This window comes from Arthrobacter sp. ISL-48 (genome assembly GCF_018613805.1).
In the GTDB taxonomy this organism is placed as follows: domain Bacteria; phylum Actinomycetota; class Actinomycetes; order Actinomycetales; family Micrococcaceae; genus Arthrobacter.
Genome location: NZ_JAGGPL010000003.1, coordinates 685,018 through 700,138, shown reverse-complemented (window position 1 = coordinate 700,138; position 15,121 = coordinate 685,018). Strand labels below are relative to the sequence as shown.

Genomic DNA, 15,121 nt, shown 5'->3' with positions numbered 1-15,121 from the left:
GCCGGCACCGCTTGTGGAAGGCGGTATCTAAAACCATTACGCGTGACTTTAGAAGGCGGCCTAGGGGCAGTCAGGCTCTTTTGGAGGAGGATTCGGCGTGCCGATACAATAGGGATGCAGGCATTGTGCTATTTCTGCGGCGAACAGCCGCCAAGAGCCGGCAAAACCCCTACCCCACAAAGAAAGCCAGCATGCGAGTTCTAGCAGCCATGAGCGGCGGAGTCGATTCCGCCGTTGCCGCAGCACGGGCCGTCGAGGCGGGTCACGATGTCGTCGGCGTCCACCTCGCGCTGTCCCGGATGCCCGGAACCCTGCGGACCGGCAGCCGTGGCTGCTGCACCATCGAAGACTCACGCGACGCCTGGCGCGCCTGCGACGTGCTGGGTATCCCGTACTACGTCTGGGACTTCTCCGAGCGTTTCAAGGAAGATGTGGTCCAGGACTTCATCGACGAGTACGCTGCCGGCCGGACTCCCAACCCCTGCATGCGGTGCAACGAGCGCATTAAGTTCGCCGCGTTGCTGGAGAAGGCCATCGCACTGGGATTCGACGCCGTCTGCACAGGCCACTACGCCAAGGTGATCACCGACGCCGAGGGGAATCCCGAACTTCACCGTGCGGCCGACTGGGCCAAGGACCAGAGCTACGTCCTGGGCGTACTCACCCACGAACAGCTCAAGCACTCGATGTTCCCGCTGGCTGACACGCCGTCAAAGGCCGAGGTGCGTGCCGAAGCCGAGCGCCGTGGACTGTCCGTAGCCAACAAGCCGGACAGTCACGACATCTGCTTTATTCCCGACGGCGACACCGCGGGTTGGCTTGCCGAGAAAATCGAGATGAGCACCGGCGACATCGTGGACGAGACCGGCACGAAGGTGGGGGAGCATCCTGGCGCCAACGCCTTTACCGTGGGGCAGCGCCGGGGCCTCAAGCTGGGTACTCCTGCAGCGGATGGCAAGCCACGGTTCGTGCTGGAGATCCGCCCCAAGGAAAACAAGGTAGTGGTGGGGCCTGGATCGCTGCTGGCCATTGACGAGATCCGGGGTATCAAGGTGTCCTGGGCCGGTTTGCCAATCGCCGAAGTGCACACAGGTGCCGAGTTCGCCTGCTACGCCCAGGTGCGTGCCCACGGGGACCCGGTTCCGGCGACGGCGGTTGTGGTGCGCAGCCCCAGCAGTTCGGCAGACGCAGCTTCGAACGAGCAGTTGGTTGTCACCCTGACCGAACCGCTCCGGGGCGTGGCTCCGGGCCAGACAGTGGTGCTTTACCAGGGCAGCCGGGTCCTGGGGCAGGCGACAATCGACGCCGCCCGTTCGCTGCAGCGCGCCGAACTCTAGCGACAGCAACCCGCGCGGAGCGGCTTTGCACAGGCTCGAACACAAAAGTGAGAGCGATGAACCAATCAGGTAAATTTTGTGTACCAAATCACAGTATGAATCGTTTCATGGTCTGCCTGTCTGATTGAATCGAGGAATCACGACAGCGCGCTTCCCCCCAATGCAAACACAGCCTGGCGGGCGGCGGGCACGACTCATCGAACAGAAAGCTCACAGATGATCAAGAGCACCAGACTGCGGGGCGCTATCGCGCTGGCAGGCATTTCCGCTTTCGCATTGACTGCCTGCACGGGCCCCTCAGGCGGCGGCGGAACGTCCACAGAGAGTGCCGGCGGCGGAATCGTCACCTATGGAACGACTGACAAACTGGTCACCCTGGATCCCGCAGGTTCCTATGACGCAGGGTCCTTCATGTTGATGAACCAGGTCTATCCGTTCCTCATGAACTCAAAGCCCGGAACAGCAGAACCCAGCCCTGACATCGCCGAATCGGCATCCTTCACCAGTCCCACGGATTACACGGTGAAGCTAAAACCAGGCCTCAAGTTTGCTAACGGGCACGCCCTGACGTCCTCTGACGTCAAGTTCTCCTTTGACCGGGTGGTCAAAATCGCTGACCCCAACGGACCGGCGTCGCTGCTCTCGAACCTGAAGTCCGTGCAGGCCACGGATGATTCGACGGTCGTCTTCACGCTGAAGGAGGCGAATGACCAGGTCTTTCCGAGCGTGCTCGGAACCAACACAGGCCCCATTGTCGATGAGGAAGTTTTTCCAGCAGACAAAATCCTCAGCGATGAGGAGATCGTCAAGGCTAAGCCCTTCGCGGGACAGTACACGATCGACAGCTACAAGAAGAACGAACTGGTCAGCCTCAAGGTCAACCCGGATTACATGGGCCTGCTCGGTAAACCCGCCAACGACGGTGCCAACATCAAGTATTACGCTGACTCCAACAACCTGAAGCTGGACGTGCAGCAGGGCAACGTCGACGTCGCGGGCCGCAGCCTCACGGCCACCGATGCCGCGGACCTGGAAAAGGATTCGAAGGTCAAGGTCCATAAAGGGCCGGGCGGTGAGCTGCGCTATATCGTTTTCAACTTCGACACCATGCCGTTCGGTGCAAAGTCCCCGGACGCCGATGCGAAGAAGGCGCTGGCCGTGCGTCAGGCCATGGCGAACATCGTGGACCGTGATGCCATAGCTACCCAAGTGTACAAGGGCACGTACGTACCTGCCTATTCCGTTGTTCCTGACGGGTTGCCCGGAGCAGTGAAGCCACTCAAGGAGATGTACGGCGACGGGAACGGCAAGCCGAGCCTGGACAAAGCCAAGAAGGCCTTCGCCGACGCCGGGATCTCGGGTACCGTCAACATCAAGCTGCAGTACAACCCGGACCACTACGGCAAGTCCTCCGGCGATGAATACGCCATGGTCAAGGAACAGCTGGAGAAGTCCGGCCTGTTCACGGTGGACCTGCAGTCCACCGAATGGGTTACCTACTCCAAGGCACGCACCGCGGACGCCTACCCGGTCTACCAGCTGGGCTGGTTCCCGGACTACTCCGACGCCGACAATTACCTCACGCCGTTCTTTATCCCGGGCAATTTCCTCCATAACCACTACGAGAACCCGGCGGTTACCGATCTGGTCAAGAAGGAACTTGTTACAGCTGACAAGACCGAGCGTGCAAAGGCGCTCGGCGACGTACAAACAGCTGTGGCTAAGGACCTGTCCACGCTGCCGCTGCTGCAGGGTGCCCAGCTGATGGTGGCCGGCGCGGATGTCAAGGGCGTGGAAAAGACGCTCGACGCATCCTTCAAGACCCGCCTCGGCGTGATCTCGAAGTAAGGACCCGCACCGTCAGGATCTGTCCAGCCTAGGGGCGGGACGCCTACTGGCGTCCCGCCCTCTTGCTGGATGCATAACAGATCCGGGGCTGCCCACCGCCTTCGGACCGATCGACATTAGGTAAGAATGACTACATTGATTGAGGCGCCGCCAAGCGACGCCGACGGCCTGTTACCGTCAAAGAAGAAAGCGGCCGGCGGGGGACTCGGCCAGTACATGCTGATCAGGTTCCTGCTGATCTTTCCCACTATCCTCATCCTGGTCACCCTGGTGTTCTTCCTGATGCGGGTCACCGGCGATCCCGTCACGGCGGCCATGGGTGGCCGGCTTCCCCCGGACCAGCTGCAGGAACGGATCCATGCCGCGGGCTACGACCGCCCCCTCCTGGTGCAGTACTTCGAGTACCTCGGCCAGCTCGTCACCGGAAACTTCGGAACCACCCTCTCCGACAACCGAAAGGTTACGGAGATGCTGGCCACCTATGGTTCAGCCACACTTGAACTGACGATCAATGCCTTGATTGTGGCGCTCCTTGTCGGTATTCCTTTCGGCATGATTGCCGCGCACCGGCGCGACCATCTGCCCGATGCCGTGCTGCGCGTGTTCGCCATCCTTTGTTACGCCACTCCGGTGTTCTTCGCAGGGCTTCTCCTCAAGCTCACATTTTCGGTCTGGCTCGGCTGGCTTCCCGTTGCAGGCCGGGCCAAGACTTCCAGCGAATTGGCCCTGACGTCCTTGCAGGCGCCCAGCGGGATCTACTGGCTGGACGCCGTCCGCAGCGGGAACATGGCCGCGCTCGGCGACGTGATGGCACACGCAGTCCTTCCCGCGGTGGCCCTTGGCCTCCTCACAGCGGGCATCTTCCTCCGGCTGGTCCGCACGAACGTGATCGGTACCCTCGGCAAGGACTACGTCGAGGCCGGGCGCTCACGTGGAGTGAGCGAGTTCCGGCTGGTCACCAAGCACGCCTACAAGCCGGCCCTGATCCCCATCATCACCGTGATGGGCCTGCAGATCGCCGTCATGCTTGGGGGCGCGGTGCTGACCGAGAAGACGTTTGAGTGGCAAGGCCTCGGTTTCCAGCTGGCCAATTACCTGACGGCCCGTGACTTTGTGGCCGTCCAGGGCATCGTTGTCCTTCTGGCCGTCATCGTAGCGGTCACCAACTTCATCGTGGACATCGTGGCCGCGCTGATCGACCCCCGCGTGAGGTACTGACATGAGCACGAATTCTCCTGTGGCAGCCCCCACTGCCCGCAAGGCGTCCCTGCTTAAGCGGCTGCCCGTCATCTCCCATTTCAACAAGAGCGTGGGGCTGCAGCGGGGCATGCTCGTCATCGGGCTGGTGCTGACCGGTATCTTTTTGCTGACTGCGGCCTTTGCGCCGCTGATTGCCCCCTACAGCTTTGCCCAGCTTTCCGACGCCGAGGGCAGTTTTGCCACCCAGCAGCCGCCCGGAGGCAAGCATCTCTGGGGAACTACAGTGGGCGGCTATGACGTCTTTTCTCGTGTCGTATGGGGCTCACAAACCGCTGTCTTCGTCATCGTCGTGGCCGTCATCCTCTCCATTTTCGCGGGCGTTATTCTTGGCCTGGTCAGCGGATACCTGGGCGGCTGGCTGGACCGAATCCTGGTTGTCGTCGCAGATGCTATCTACGCTTTCCCGTCATTGCTCGTGGCCATTGTCATGGCGATTGTCATCAGCGGCGGACAATCGAGCCTCTTGGGCGGCATTCTGGCGGCTGCCTTCTCCATTACGGTCGTCTTCATTCCCCAGTACTTCCGGGTCATCAGGGCCGAAACCATACGGCTCAAGGCGGAACCGTTCGTCGAGTCCGCCAAAGTTGTGGGCGCCTCGAGCATCCGCATCATGAGCAGGCACATCTACCGCAACGCCACCCGGACTCTGCCGCTGATCTTCACGCTGAACGCCTCGGAGGCAATCCTCACGCTTGCGGCGCTGGGTTTCCTGGGCTTCGGCATCGAACCGTCATCCGCCTCAGAGTGGGGCTTCGACCTCAAACAGGCCCTTGCCGATACGACGTCGGGCATCTGGTGGACAGGCGTGTTCCCCGGCTTGGCCATTGTCTGGACGGTGCTGGGCCTCACGCTCGTGGGGGAGAGCATCAATGACCTCAATGATCCGCGCATCCGCGGGCGCAAGCGCGCGGGAAGCGGCAAAAGCGGCCCGGTTCCGGCTGCCCCGGCCAGCCTCGAAGCAGAATCGAGAGTACTTTGACTGTCAACCTTGGTTCCGTATCGGACCGGAAGAACCCTACTGATCCCCCGGTCCTGGAGATTGACCACCTCAAGGTCACGTTCGCCACTGACAGCGGGGACGTCTACGCGGTCAACGACGTAAGCCTCGACGTCAGGGCCGGAGAGGTGCTGGCGATCGTCGGCGAATCCGGATCCGGCAAGACCGTGACAGCCAAGACCATTCTTGGGCTGCTGCCGGAGACTGCCACCAGTGGCGGGGCGGTGCTCATCAATGGAAACAACGTGATCAGCGTCAGCGCCTCGAAGCTGAGGCAGATCCGCGGCCGTGATGTCGCCATGGTGTTCCAGGAACCGTCCACGGCATTGAACCCGGTGTTTACTGTGGGTTGGCAGATCGCGGAGGGCATTCGTGCCCACAGCGGCGGGCCCGACGGAAAGCGGGTCTCCGCCAAAGAGGCCAAGGCCCGAGCCATCGAGGCGCTGGGCAAAGTAGGGATTCCGGATCCCGAACAGCGGGTCAACTACTACCCGCACCAGTTCTCGGGCGGCCAGAAGCAGCGCGTTGTCATCGCCGCGGCCCTTGCCCTGAACCCCGGGCTGATCGTGGCTGATGAGCCCACCACGGCACTGGACGTAACGGTGCAGGCGGAGATCCTGGGACTGCTCAGGGACCTGAGGGACATCTACGGCACGTCCATTGTGCTGATCACCCACAACATGGGCGTAGTGGCCGACCTCGCCGACCGTGTGGTGGTGATGTACCGGGGCGACGTCGTGGAGGAAGCCACTTCGCGGGTGCTGTTTGCGGAGCCCAAGCAGGACTACACCAGGAAACTGCTGGCGGCCGTCCCGCACCTCGGGCGCAACTCGGCGTCGGAGGGCATGACACAGCGAGCCCACCAGGACGGCAAGGTGCTGGTGGAGGCGCGGAACCTGACCATCGAATACCCCGGCCGGCTGGGAAGCCCTTCCTTCAAGGCCGTGGACGGGGTCAGTTTCACGGTGTCCGAGGGCGAAGTTTTCGGGCTGGTTGGCGAATCCGGATCCGGAAAAACCACTATCGGCCGGGCCATCGCGGGACTTAACCGGACCACCGGAGGGAGCCTGAAGGTCCTGGGGTACGAGATGCTGAATCTCAAGGAACGCACTTTCAAGCCGCTCCGCAAGGACATCGGGTTCGTCTTCCAGGATCCGGCCGCCTCCTTCAACCCCCAGCTGACCATCGGTGACTGCGTTGCGGAGCCCTTGATCATCCACAAAAACCCCACTCCGGCCCAGGCGCGCAAACGCGTGGCCGAACTACTCGAATCAGTCCAGCTGCCGGCGTCGTACGCCGAAAGGTACCCGCATGAGCTGTCCGGCGGACAGCGGCAGCGGGCCTCGCTGGCCCGGGCACTGATCCTGAACCCGAAGCTGCTCATCGCAGACGAGCCGACGTCGGCCCTGGACGTCTCCGTGCAGGCGAAGGTCCTGGAACTGTTCAAGGAGATCCAGGGCGGGTTTGGCTTCGCGGCGCTTTTCATCAGCCACGATCTTGCCGTGGTGGACATCCTTTCGCACTGGGTTGGCGTGCTCTACAAGGGCAAGCTGGTGGAGCAGGGGATCGGCAGCCAGGTGATGGGGGCGCCGCAGCACGACTACACCAAGCGCCTGATCGCGTCCCTTCCCGTGCCGGATCCGGACGAGCAGGCAAAACGGCGGGCAGAACACCGAACGCTGCTGGGTATCTGAACGTTCCGTTCAGCAGGAAGGGCACCCCGCCGGGCGAACCAGGCGGGGTGCCCTTCGCCCCACCCCGCGCCTAACACCGCCAGGAATTCCCCCGCCTGCCCATAGACTTGGACCATGACGCAGCACAGCCATGACGTTCCTGACTCCGAATCCTACGACGCCTCCGCCAGTTCCCTGGCAGGCCAGGTGGACAACTCGGTGATGGCGGAACTGCTGTCCATCCGTTCCAGCATCGACAACATCGATGCCACCCTGGTCTTCCTTCTTGCGGAACGGTTCAAGGCCACCCAGAAGGTGGGCTTCCTGAAAGCCGCCCACCGGCTGCCGGCGGGAGACCCAGGCCGTGAAACCGCCCAGATCGCCCGGCTCCGGCGGTTGGCCGAGGAGGCGCACCTGGATCCCGCTTTCGCGGAAAAGTTCCTCAATTTCATCATTGGCGAGGTGATCCGGCACCACGAAGCCATCGCCGAAGACCATGAGGCCGCCTCCGGAAAGCAGGATGGGGGACCCGCCGCAGAGCAGGCACCCCAAGGGACGGGTGTCGCCTCAGGCCCGCATGCCTCCGCCGTGGCATGAAAGTGGCCGTCGCATGAGTTTGACCGGCCGCCAGCAACCAGAGCAGTACAAAGCGGAGCCCGTCGATGCCGCGCCCCTGGAGGTGACCGCAACCGGCCTGGGTCCGTGGCCGGGAGAGGACCCTGTGGAGGCTGCCCGGATTATCCGCGGCGAACTCGGGACCCCTCATATGCCGTTCCTGGCCGAACTTCCGGACCGGGGCGTCGGATCGGACAGCCTGGGACGTACGGCGTCGCTCCTCGTCGAGATGGCAGTGGATGTCCAGCCTTATGGCTGGCGCCTGGTTGACCGCCCGGGGAAGGACTTTCGCCGGGCAGCCTCAGCGCTGTCTACGGACATCAACATCCTCGCCGACGTAGCTGGAGAGGAGGACAGACCCGCCGCAGAGATCAAGGTCCAGTTGCTCGGGCCGCTGAGCCTGGCCGCGGGCCTGCACCTGCACAACGGTGAAAGGGCACTCCTTGACTATGGCGCGCGCCGCGACATTGCGGCCTCGCTGGCCGCCGGCGTGGGTGGCTACCTGTCCCGGATCTCCATGGCAGTTCCGGGCGCCCGGCTGGTGGTGCAGCTCGACGAACCCGATATCGCCGCCGTGCTTGCCGGGACCATTCCGACGTCGAGCGGTTACCGCACACTGCGCGCGGTGGGCGGGCAGGAGGTCACCGAATCCTGGCGGGTGGTCATTGACGCACTTCGTGCCGCCGGGGCTGCCGAAATCGCCGTTTCAGTTCCGGAGGTTGAGGCGCCTTTTGAGCGGATCCTCGCCGCTGGTGCCGACGGCATAGCCGTCCCCTTGAAAGCCTTGACGTCGCGCCAATGGGAGCAGCTCGCCGGAGCAATTGAGGCAGGAAAGCGGCTCTGGGCCGGGGCGCTCGAGGTCTCGATGGGCACTCTGCCCAAGGTGGCGGACGTCGTCGATTCCGTCTGGCATCCGTGGCACCAGCTGGGCCTGCCGCCGTCGTCCCTCAGCACTGTCCGCGTCACACCCTCCGCCGGGTTGGCCAACCACACACCAGCAACGGCTACCGCCGTTCTCACACGGCTCACGCAGGTGGCAGATGGGCTGAACCAGCGGGCGCTGGGCTGAACAGGCCTGCTGCAGCAGGGCGGCGCGCCGGCACCGGCAAGCTGCCGCCCGCTAGGTCCGGTTCTCCCAACGGTCCGGCTGCACATAAGGAGGCAGGAAGCTGTGTGCCGAGCTGCCTCCAATGTAGGGGCGCAACCGATAGTCGAAGCTTCCCGCATACACCAGGACCAGGCCGATCTGGGGCTGGATGACCTTGACCTGGATCCGGTGCTTTCCGTTTTCGCCCTCCGACCCGTCCCACCACTGCTCGGCGTAGGCCCTGGCATCAAGCGCGGCAGGCAGCGGAAGCCGGAGGGAGCCGAGGAAAAGGCGGGAGGCTTCGGAAATGCCGCGCAGCCGGCCCTCCGCCGTGACGCTGAGGTTCAGGTCAGTCACCACCCGCCGGTACCTGCCGACATAGTCCACCAGCTGGGGACCGCTGTCCGCGTCGGTGACGCTGGTGGTGTCCTGGAAGATCCGGGTGACCGTGGGAAACCGGATTTCCCGCCTGGCTGTCAGGCTGGAGCGTCGGAATGGATCAAGATGCGCGTGGTTTTCGATCCTGAAGGGAATGCTTTCACCGTACTCGGGGAAGAACGCCTCCTCCGAGGACGTGAGCCGCAGCAGGGGACGCAGCCATTGTTGCCTGCACCCCACCACGTCGAATACGCCCTCGCCCACGCAGTAGTGTCCGGAGCCCGGAGCCAGGGAGAAGTAGTCCTGAAGCTCGGGCTGCAGCCGGTCGAAGTCTCCGCCCAGGACCTGCTGGTAGATGGGAACGTTCATGCTGGACCTCCTGGTGGCGGCGCTGACAGCGGCACTGCGTGTAGTCTCACAATCTACCGGCAGCCTTGAGCCTGATGTACATGTCGGCCAGCTGCGGCGGCAGCTGATGCGGTTCGGCGTCCACCACTTCCGCTCCCTGATGCCGCAGTTGCGTGCTGACTGCCTCGCGTTCCAGGAGGGCGCGTTCGGCGGCCGCCGCCCGGAACACGCTGGAGGCGTTGCTACGTTCCCGGAGCATCAGGCCCAGCATCGGATCGCGGACGGACGCCACCACCACAACGTGCTGCTGCGCCAGCTGTGCGGCCGTGGGAATCAACCCCTCTTCCGGGGCCCCGCCCTCAAGCGAGGTCAGCAGCACCACAAGGGAGCGGTGGGCTGATATAGCGCGGACCTGGCCGGGAATGGCGGACCAGTCAAGCTCAATCAGTTCTGCCTCGAGGGGTGCCATAGCCTTGACCAGCTGGCCCAGGAGATTCCCTGTGGTTGCGGATCCTGCCCTGGCCCTCGGCCGGCGGTCGAAGGCCAGGAAGTCCACCCTGTCACCGCCCCGCTCGGCCAGGACAGCCAGGAGGAGGGCAGCTTCCATGCCCGTGTCCAGGCGGGGCTCGTCGTCGATCCGCGCCGCTGAGGTCCTGGAAGTGTCCAGGATGATCACCACGCGCCGGTCCCTCTCCGGCCGCCATGTCCGCACGACGACGGCGGAACGGCGGGCGGTTGCCCGCCAGTCAATGGACCGCACATCATCCCCGCGGACGTAGTCCCTGAGCGAGTCGAACTCGGTTCCCGCACCGCGGATCTGCACTGCCGCCTTGCCGTCGAGCTCGCGCAGCTTCCGGAGTTTGGAAGGCAGGTGCCGGCGGGAATGGAAGGGCGGCAGGACGCGCAGGGAGCCAGGGCAGGCGAGGGTGCGCTGCCGTGCAGCCAGGCGCAGGGGCCCGTACGACCGCAGTGTGACGTGCGGAGCGCGCAGGTCTCCGCGCCGTACCGGGTGGAGCCGGACAGTTACCCGGCGGCTTTCCCCCGCGGGGACCTCCACGTCCTGCACTGGATTCTGTGCTCCGGCGGAAGGCTGCCAGGCGTCGCGCATTGTGGCGCGCAGCCGGCGCCGGCCGTTGTTCCGGACCGTGATGGTGGAGGTTGCCGTGCCGTGCAGAGTCACGTTGCCGGACTCCGTGCGCTGGACGTCGATGCCCCGCAGGGAAGCCGCCAAACCCACCTCCAGGGTTAGGAGCAACGCCAAAACCAGGAGCACCGTCAGGGCGGTGTCCCATCGCGGCAACAGCAACACCGGCACCAGCCCAAGGAGGGCCAGGAGCACAAAACGTCCGGAGATTGCCATGCCGCTCAGCGGGGGACAGGGACGGAGGCCAGGATGCTGCCCAGCACGTCGTCCACGCGGACCCCGTCCATTTGGGCTTCAGGCTGCAGGGCCACGCGATGCCGCAGGCAGGGCAGGGCCAGGGCCTTGACGTCGTCCGGAGTGACAAAGCTCCTGCCGGACAGCCACGCCCAGGCACGGGACGTGTTCAGAAGTGCGGTTGCCCCTCGGGGCGAGACGCCCAGCTGGAAGGATGGTGCCGCCCGGGTGGCGCGCACCAGATCCACGATGTAGCCAATAATCTCGGGTTCCACGGCCACAGTGGCCACGGACTGGCGGGCGCGCTCAAGATCCTGCGCACCGGCCACGGCGCGGACGCCGGCTGCCGCCAGGTCGCGGGGGTTGAATCCGGAGGCGTGGCGCCGGATCACCTCCATCTCGTCCGTCCGGTTGGGGAGGGGCATGGTGAGCTTGAGGAGGAAGCGGTCCAGTTGGGCTTCAGGCAGCGGATAGGTTCCCTCGTATTCCACCGGGTTCTGGGTTGCCGCCACGAGGAAAGGCTCCGGCAGCGGGCGGGACACGCCATCCACTGAGACCTGCCGTTCCTCCATGGCCTCCAGCAGGGATGCCTGGGTCTTGGGGGGTGTGCGGTTGATCTCGTCAGCGAGCAGGATGTTTGTGAATACCGGTCCCTCGCGGAAGCTGAACTCCGACGTGTGGGTGTCGTACACCAGGGAGCCGGTGACGTCGCCCGGCATCAGGTCCGGGGTGAACTGCACCCGCTTTGTGTCCAGGCTCAAAGCCGCGGACAGTGCCCGGACCAGGAGTGTCTTGGCAACTCCAGGCACGCCCTCGAGGAGCACGTGCCCCTGGGACAGTAGTGCGATCAGGAGCCCGGTGACTGTTGAGTCCTGCCCGACCACGGCCTTCGCCACCTCGTGGCGGACGTCAAGGAGCGCCTGCCGGGCAGGGTCGTGCTGGATGGAATCCAGGATCTGCGGGCCGCTGCTGTGTTCGTTCATCGGGTCCTCACCTCGTTTTCTAGTTTCTCCAGCTCCTGGGACCATCGCACCAGTCTGGCTTCGTTCCGCGGATACTCCCGGACAAGTTCCCTGATTTCGGTTACCGGCCGCGCCAGGTGCCGGGCCGCTGCTTCCGTGACATCGTCAGCGGTGGCGTCGACGCCGAGCCGCAACTCCTTGGCCAGCCGCACCAGGGTGCCCGCCCGGAGGTTGTCCCGCGCACGGTCGACGGCGTGCGAATCGTGATAGAGCCGCGCTCGGCCCTCTGCCGTTTCCACAGCCTTGACCACGACTGGCAGTGGTTCAAAGACGAGTGGTCCGAGGCGCCTTCCACGCCAGACGATGGCCAGTGCCGCCACAAGGGCCAGCCAGGGACCCAGGAAGTGCACCCACTCCGGCGCAAGGTCATCGAGCGTCCGGGTGGAGTCCGCCGCGTTCACATCGCCTAGCCCCGGAAGGTACCAGACAAGATCCCTGGAACTGCCAAGCATCCGTAGAGCGAGCGCAGCGTGTCCATGGTCGGCGAGCCCGCCGTTGGTGAGAACCGCCGTGCTTCCCAGGACCGTCAACGCGCCGTCATCGGTGAAGGCGAGCAACCCGCCGGCAGTCCCTGCCGGCCGGTAGCAAACGGTGCCACCTTCGTACAGGAAGCCCGATTCCCCCGAAACGGTTCCCGCAGCTTCTGCGTCGGGAAGGCCACAGTCAGGCTCCAGGGTCGGCGAGGTGTCAGGCACCACGCCGGCCTGGCTGATTCCGCTCCCCAACGCCGTCAGGGTGTTCAATCGCGGTGTGACCACCACCAACCGCCCCGCCGCTTTCTTGATCCCGGCCAGTTGGGATTCGTCCAGGAGGCCGTTCCGGTCATACAGCAGGAGTGTGGAACCAGGCCTGCCGTCCAAGGCCTGCATGGCGGCGCCGAAGGAGTCAACGCCGTCCACGGCAACACCATGGCGGCCCAGGATCTCGCTCACGGCCCTGGCACCATCGGGTCCGGAGTTATGGACGGATAACGGAACGCTGTCGCCTTTGGGAGCAAGCTGCGAGGAGATCACCACCGTCAGGGCGACGGCGAAAACCGCTCCCAGCGCTGCCCCGCCGCGGTGCCGCCGGAGCCACGAAACAGACCTGCTGGCCGGGGAACCTGCTTCCGTTTCGACGGACACGTCAGCCGGGACCCCGTTCGGGCCGGAGTGCAGATCCTGGGTCACCGTGGAACCGCCGGCTCCGCCGGAAGCGCGGCGTTCAGTGGCTTCAGGGATTGCAGGGCGGTATCCAGTTCCATCACGGCAGCATAGGCATCGCGGTCCGTGGCCTCGTTTCCGTACCTGATCCCGTCGAACGTCCTGGCCGCCCAGGCGAGGCGCCGCGCTTCAGAGCCGAATGGACCGGCCAGTTCGCGAGCCACTTCATCCGCTGTCCTGCCCGGCCTTGTGTCCAGGACGTTCCTGTCCTCGGCGGTGCGCACCAGCGCACGGAAACAATCGACGACAGCGGCACCCCACTCACCGGCGGACGCTGCGGCCGCCGCGCGTCCGCGGTAGTCCGAGGCACTCCATGTTGCGTCGGCGTCGAACACGTCGTCCGAGGGCCTCGACCTTGCATTGAGGCGGGGACGGGCGAGGATAATGGCGATCCCGATCACCACGGCTATCCCCACCCCAATCAGCGGGGCGGCTGCGCTGCCATCGACGCCGGGGAAACTGTCCAGGGACCGCAGCCATTCCGTGAGCATCCGCCATAAGCCCTCAAGCCAGCCCGGGGCTGCTTCTCGGTACTCAGACTTGGAAAGTTCCTCCACAGCCCAGCGGCGGGCCTCGTCGCTGCCGGGCAGCACCGGAGGTTCAGCGGCCATCCGGCCATGCCCCGTAGGCCGGCGGCTGACCGTAGCCACGTCCTGCTGTGTAGACAGCTACCCCTCGGCCCGGTACGCCGTCGACGTCCGCGCCCGATTCCAGCAGCCGCAGCAGAGCGATGTCCAGTCCGTCCTTGCGCATTCTGAGGTCCAGGTAGAGCAGTGCCATGACCGATGTCTGGAAGGCGTAGCCCACAGCCCCCACGAGTGCGCTGATTACGGCAGTGGCTACTCCCAGGGCTACCGCTGCCAAGAGTGCCTGGTCCGGGCCACCGTGGGGTGAGATGACGCCGGTAAAGAAAGTGGAGAGCAGGCTGACAGGAATCATGACCACCTGGGCGATGACCCCAACCATGATCCCCACCACCAGGGTGATGCCAAGGACGCGCCACCAGTTCCCCCGGGTGAGTTCCCACGAACGGCGCAGGCCATCCATGGCCCCGAGCTCCTCGATGACAACGGCGGCCGGAGCCACCATCACCTTGATGTAGATCCATATCGTCAACGCGATGCAGGCCAGGCCCACGGGAATGAGCACCAGGACGCCGACCCTACCCACGCTGCTGATCAGCAGGGCTGCCAGCGCACCGAATAGCAGCACGGCGAGCAGCCAGGCAACAAATAGCAGGCCGGCCAGCCGGAGCAAGGCGCCAGCGCGGGAGCGGGCCAGGGTCCACATCTGCCGGAAGCCCGTGGACCGGTTGAGGACGGACCGCGCTACCGGCACCACCATGGCGCCTTGGAGAACAGCGGAGATGAACAGGGTCAGGACGCTGAACAGCAGAATGCCGCCGCCAAAACCCAGCCCCACCGCGGCCAGCTCCTGCGGGCGCAGGCCCTGCAGCCAGGTTTCGAGCGATCCGGTGGAGTTGGCCGAAAGCGCCGTGGCAACCGCGGTCAGCACCGCTGCCAGCGACTGCGCCAGCAGGGAGGCGCCCAGCATGGCCTTCGCGTTGCGCCTGATGGTCTGGAAAGAGCCATCCAGGATCTCGCCGAACATCAGGGGGCGCAGCGGAATGATGCCCGGTTTGGGTGGGGCGACGTACAGCGGCTGGCGGTAGGGCAGCGGACCGCCGTAGGCGTTGTACGGGGGAGTGCCCCAAGGCGACTGTTGCGGAGCCGGCGGGACACCTGGCGGCGGACCCCAGACCGGCTGCCCGCCCCACTGCGGCTGTTGGGACCCTGTCGGTTGTTGGGACCCGCGCGGCGGGCCGGGCGGAGGCCCCCATGGCGGCTCGCCGCTCTGATGCGGCTGCTGCATATTCGGATCCTGTGGTGACAACCTGTTCCTTCCCCGGGCGCACCGTCGCTTTCGGCAGCTGCCGGTACGCTCCCAGACTATAGTTCCGGCGTCGGGCGTCATAG

13 protein-coding genes are annotated in these 15,121 nt (G+C 64.9%); 7 read left to right on the top strand and 6 right to left on the bottom strand.

Annotated features, from left to right (window positions below):
• Window positions 1–191: 191 nt before the first annotated feature.
• The 7 genes from mnmA (at window position 192) to J7E83_RS07045 (ending at window position 8,799) form a co-directional block, all read left to right on the top strand.
• Window positions 192–1,337, top strand: a complete 1,146-nt coding sequence (mnmA, locus tag J7E83_RS07075) for a tRNA 2-thiouridine(34) synthase MnmA (RefSeq protein ID WP_214960316.1) — start codon at window positions 192–194, stop codon at window positions 1,335–1,337.
• A gap of 216 nt (window positions 1,338–1,553) precedes the next feature.
• Window positions 1,554–3,185, top strand: a complete 1,632-nt coding sequence (locus J7E83_RS07070; RefSeq protein ID WP_214960314.1) for an ABC transporter substrate-binding protein — start codon at window positions 1,554–1,556, stop codon at window positions 3,183–3,185.
• A gap of 126 nt (window positions 3,186–3,311) precedes the next feature.
• Entirely contained in the window at window positions 3,312–4,403 is a 1,092-nt protein-coding gene (locus J7E83_RS07065; RefSeq protein ID WP_214960312.1) for an ABC transporter permease, read from the top strand.
• A gap of 1 nt (window position 4,404) precedes the next feature.
• Window positions 4,405–5,424, top strand: coding sequence for an ABC transporter permease (locus J7E83_RS07060; RefSeq protein WP_214960310.1), 1,020 nt, complete (start codon window positions 4,405–4,407; stop codon window positions 5,422–5,424).
• Complete coding sequence (locus J7E83_RS07055) at window positions 5,421–7,136, top strand: ABC transporter ATP-binding protein (protein ID WP_214960308.1); 1,716 nt, start codon at window positions 5,421–5,423, stop codon at window positions 7,134–7,136. The genes J7E83_RS07060 and J7E83_RS07055 overlap by 4 nt, the downstream gene beginning before the upstream one ends.
• 114 nt (window positions 7,137–7,250) lie before the next feature.
• On the top strand, window positions 7,251–7,712 hold the full coding sequence (locus tag J7E83_RS07050) for a chorismate mutase (protein ID WP_214960306.1): 462 nt from the start codon (window positions 7,251–7,253) through the stop codon (window positions 7,710–7,712).
• A gap of 13 nt (window positions 7,713–7,725) precedes the next feature.
• Window positions 7,726–8,799, top strand: a complete 1,074-nt coding sequence (locus tag J7E83_RS07045; protein WP_214960305.1) for a hypothetical protein — start codon at window positions 7,726–7,728, stop codon at window positions 8,797–8,799.
• 51 nt (window positions 8,800–8,850) lie between these two features.
• Here the strand turns inward: J7E83_RS07045 and J7E83_RS07040 are convergent, their stop codons facing one another.
• Genes J7E83_RS07040 through J7E83_RS07015 form a run of 6 tightly spaced genes read right to left on the bottom strand, consistent with a single transcriptional unit; the run spans window position 8,851 to window position 15,017 of the window.
• Complete coding sequence (locus tag J7E83_RS07040) at window positions 8,851–9,564, bottom strand: DUF4166 domain-containing protein (protein WP_214960303.1); 714 nt, start codon at window positions 9,562–9,564, stop codon at window positions 8,851–8,853.
• A gap of 46 nt (window positions 9,565–9,610) precedes the next feature.
• A complete protein-coding gene (locus J7E83_RS07035; RefSeq protein WP_214960301.1) occupies window positions 9,611–10,903 on the bottom strand; it encodes a DUF58 domain-containing protein in 1,293 nt (430 codons plus the stop codon).
• 5 nt (window positions 10,904–10,908) lie between these two features.
• Entirely contained in the window at window positions 10,909–11,904 is a 996-nt protein-coding gene (locus J7E83_RS07030; RefSeq protein WP_214960299.1) for a MoxR family ATPase, read from the bottom strand.
• Entirely contained in the window at window positions 11,901–13,112 is a 1,212-nt protein-coding gene (locus J7E83_RS07025) for a DUF4350 domain-containing protein (protein WP_311379596.1), read from the bottom strand. Before J7E83_RS07025 ends, J7E83_RS07030 begins: the two co-directional genes overlap by 4 nt.
• Window positions 13,109–13,756, bottom strand: coding sequence for a DUF4129 domain-containing protein (locus J7E83_RS07020; protein ID WP_214960297.1), 648 nt, complete (start codon window positions 13,754–13,756; stop codon window positions 13,109–13,111). The genes J7E83_RS07025 and J7E83_RS07020 overlap by 4 nt, the downstream gene beginning before the upstream one ends.
• Window positions 13,746–15,017: a hypothetical protein gene (locus tag J7E83_RS07015; RefSeq protein ID WP_251043476.1), complete on the bottom strand. Its 1,272-nt coding sequence runs from the start codon at window positions 15,015–15,017 to the stop codon at window positions 13,746–13,748. The genes J7E83_RS07020 and J7E83_RS07015 overlap by 11 nt, the downstream gene beginning before the upstream one ends.
• Window positions 15,018–15,121: the final 104 nt, after the last annotated feature.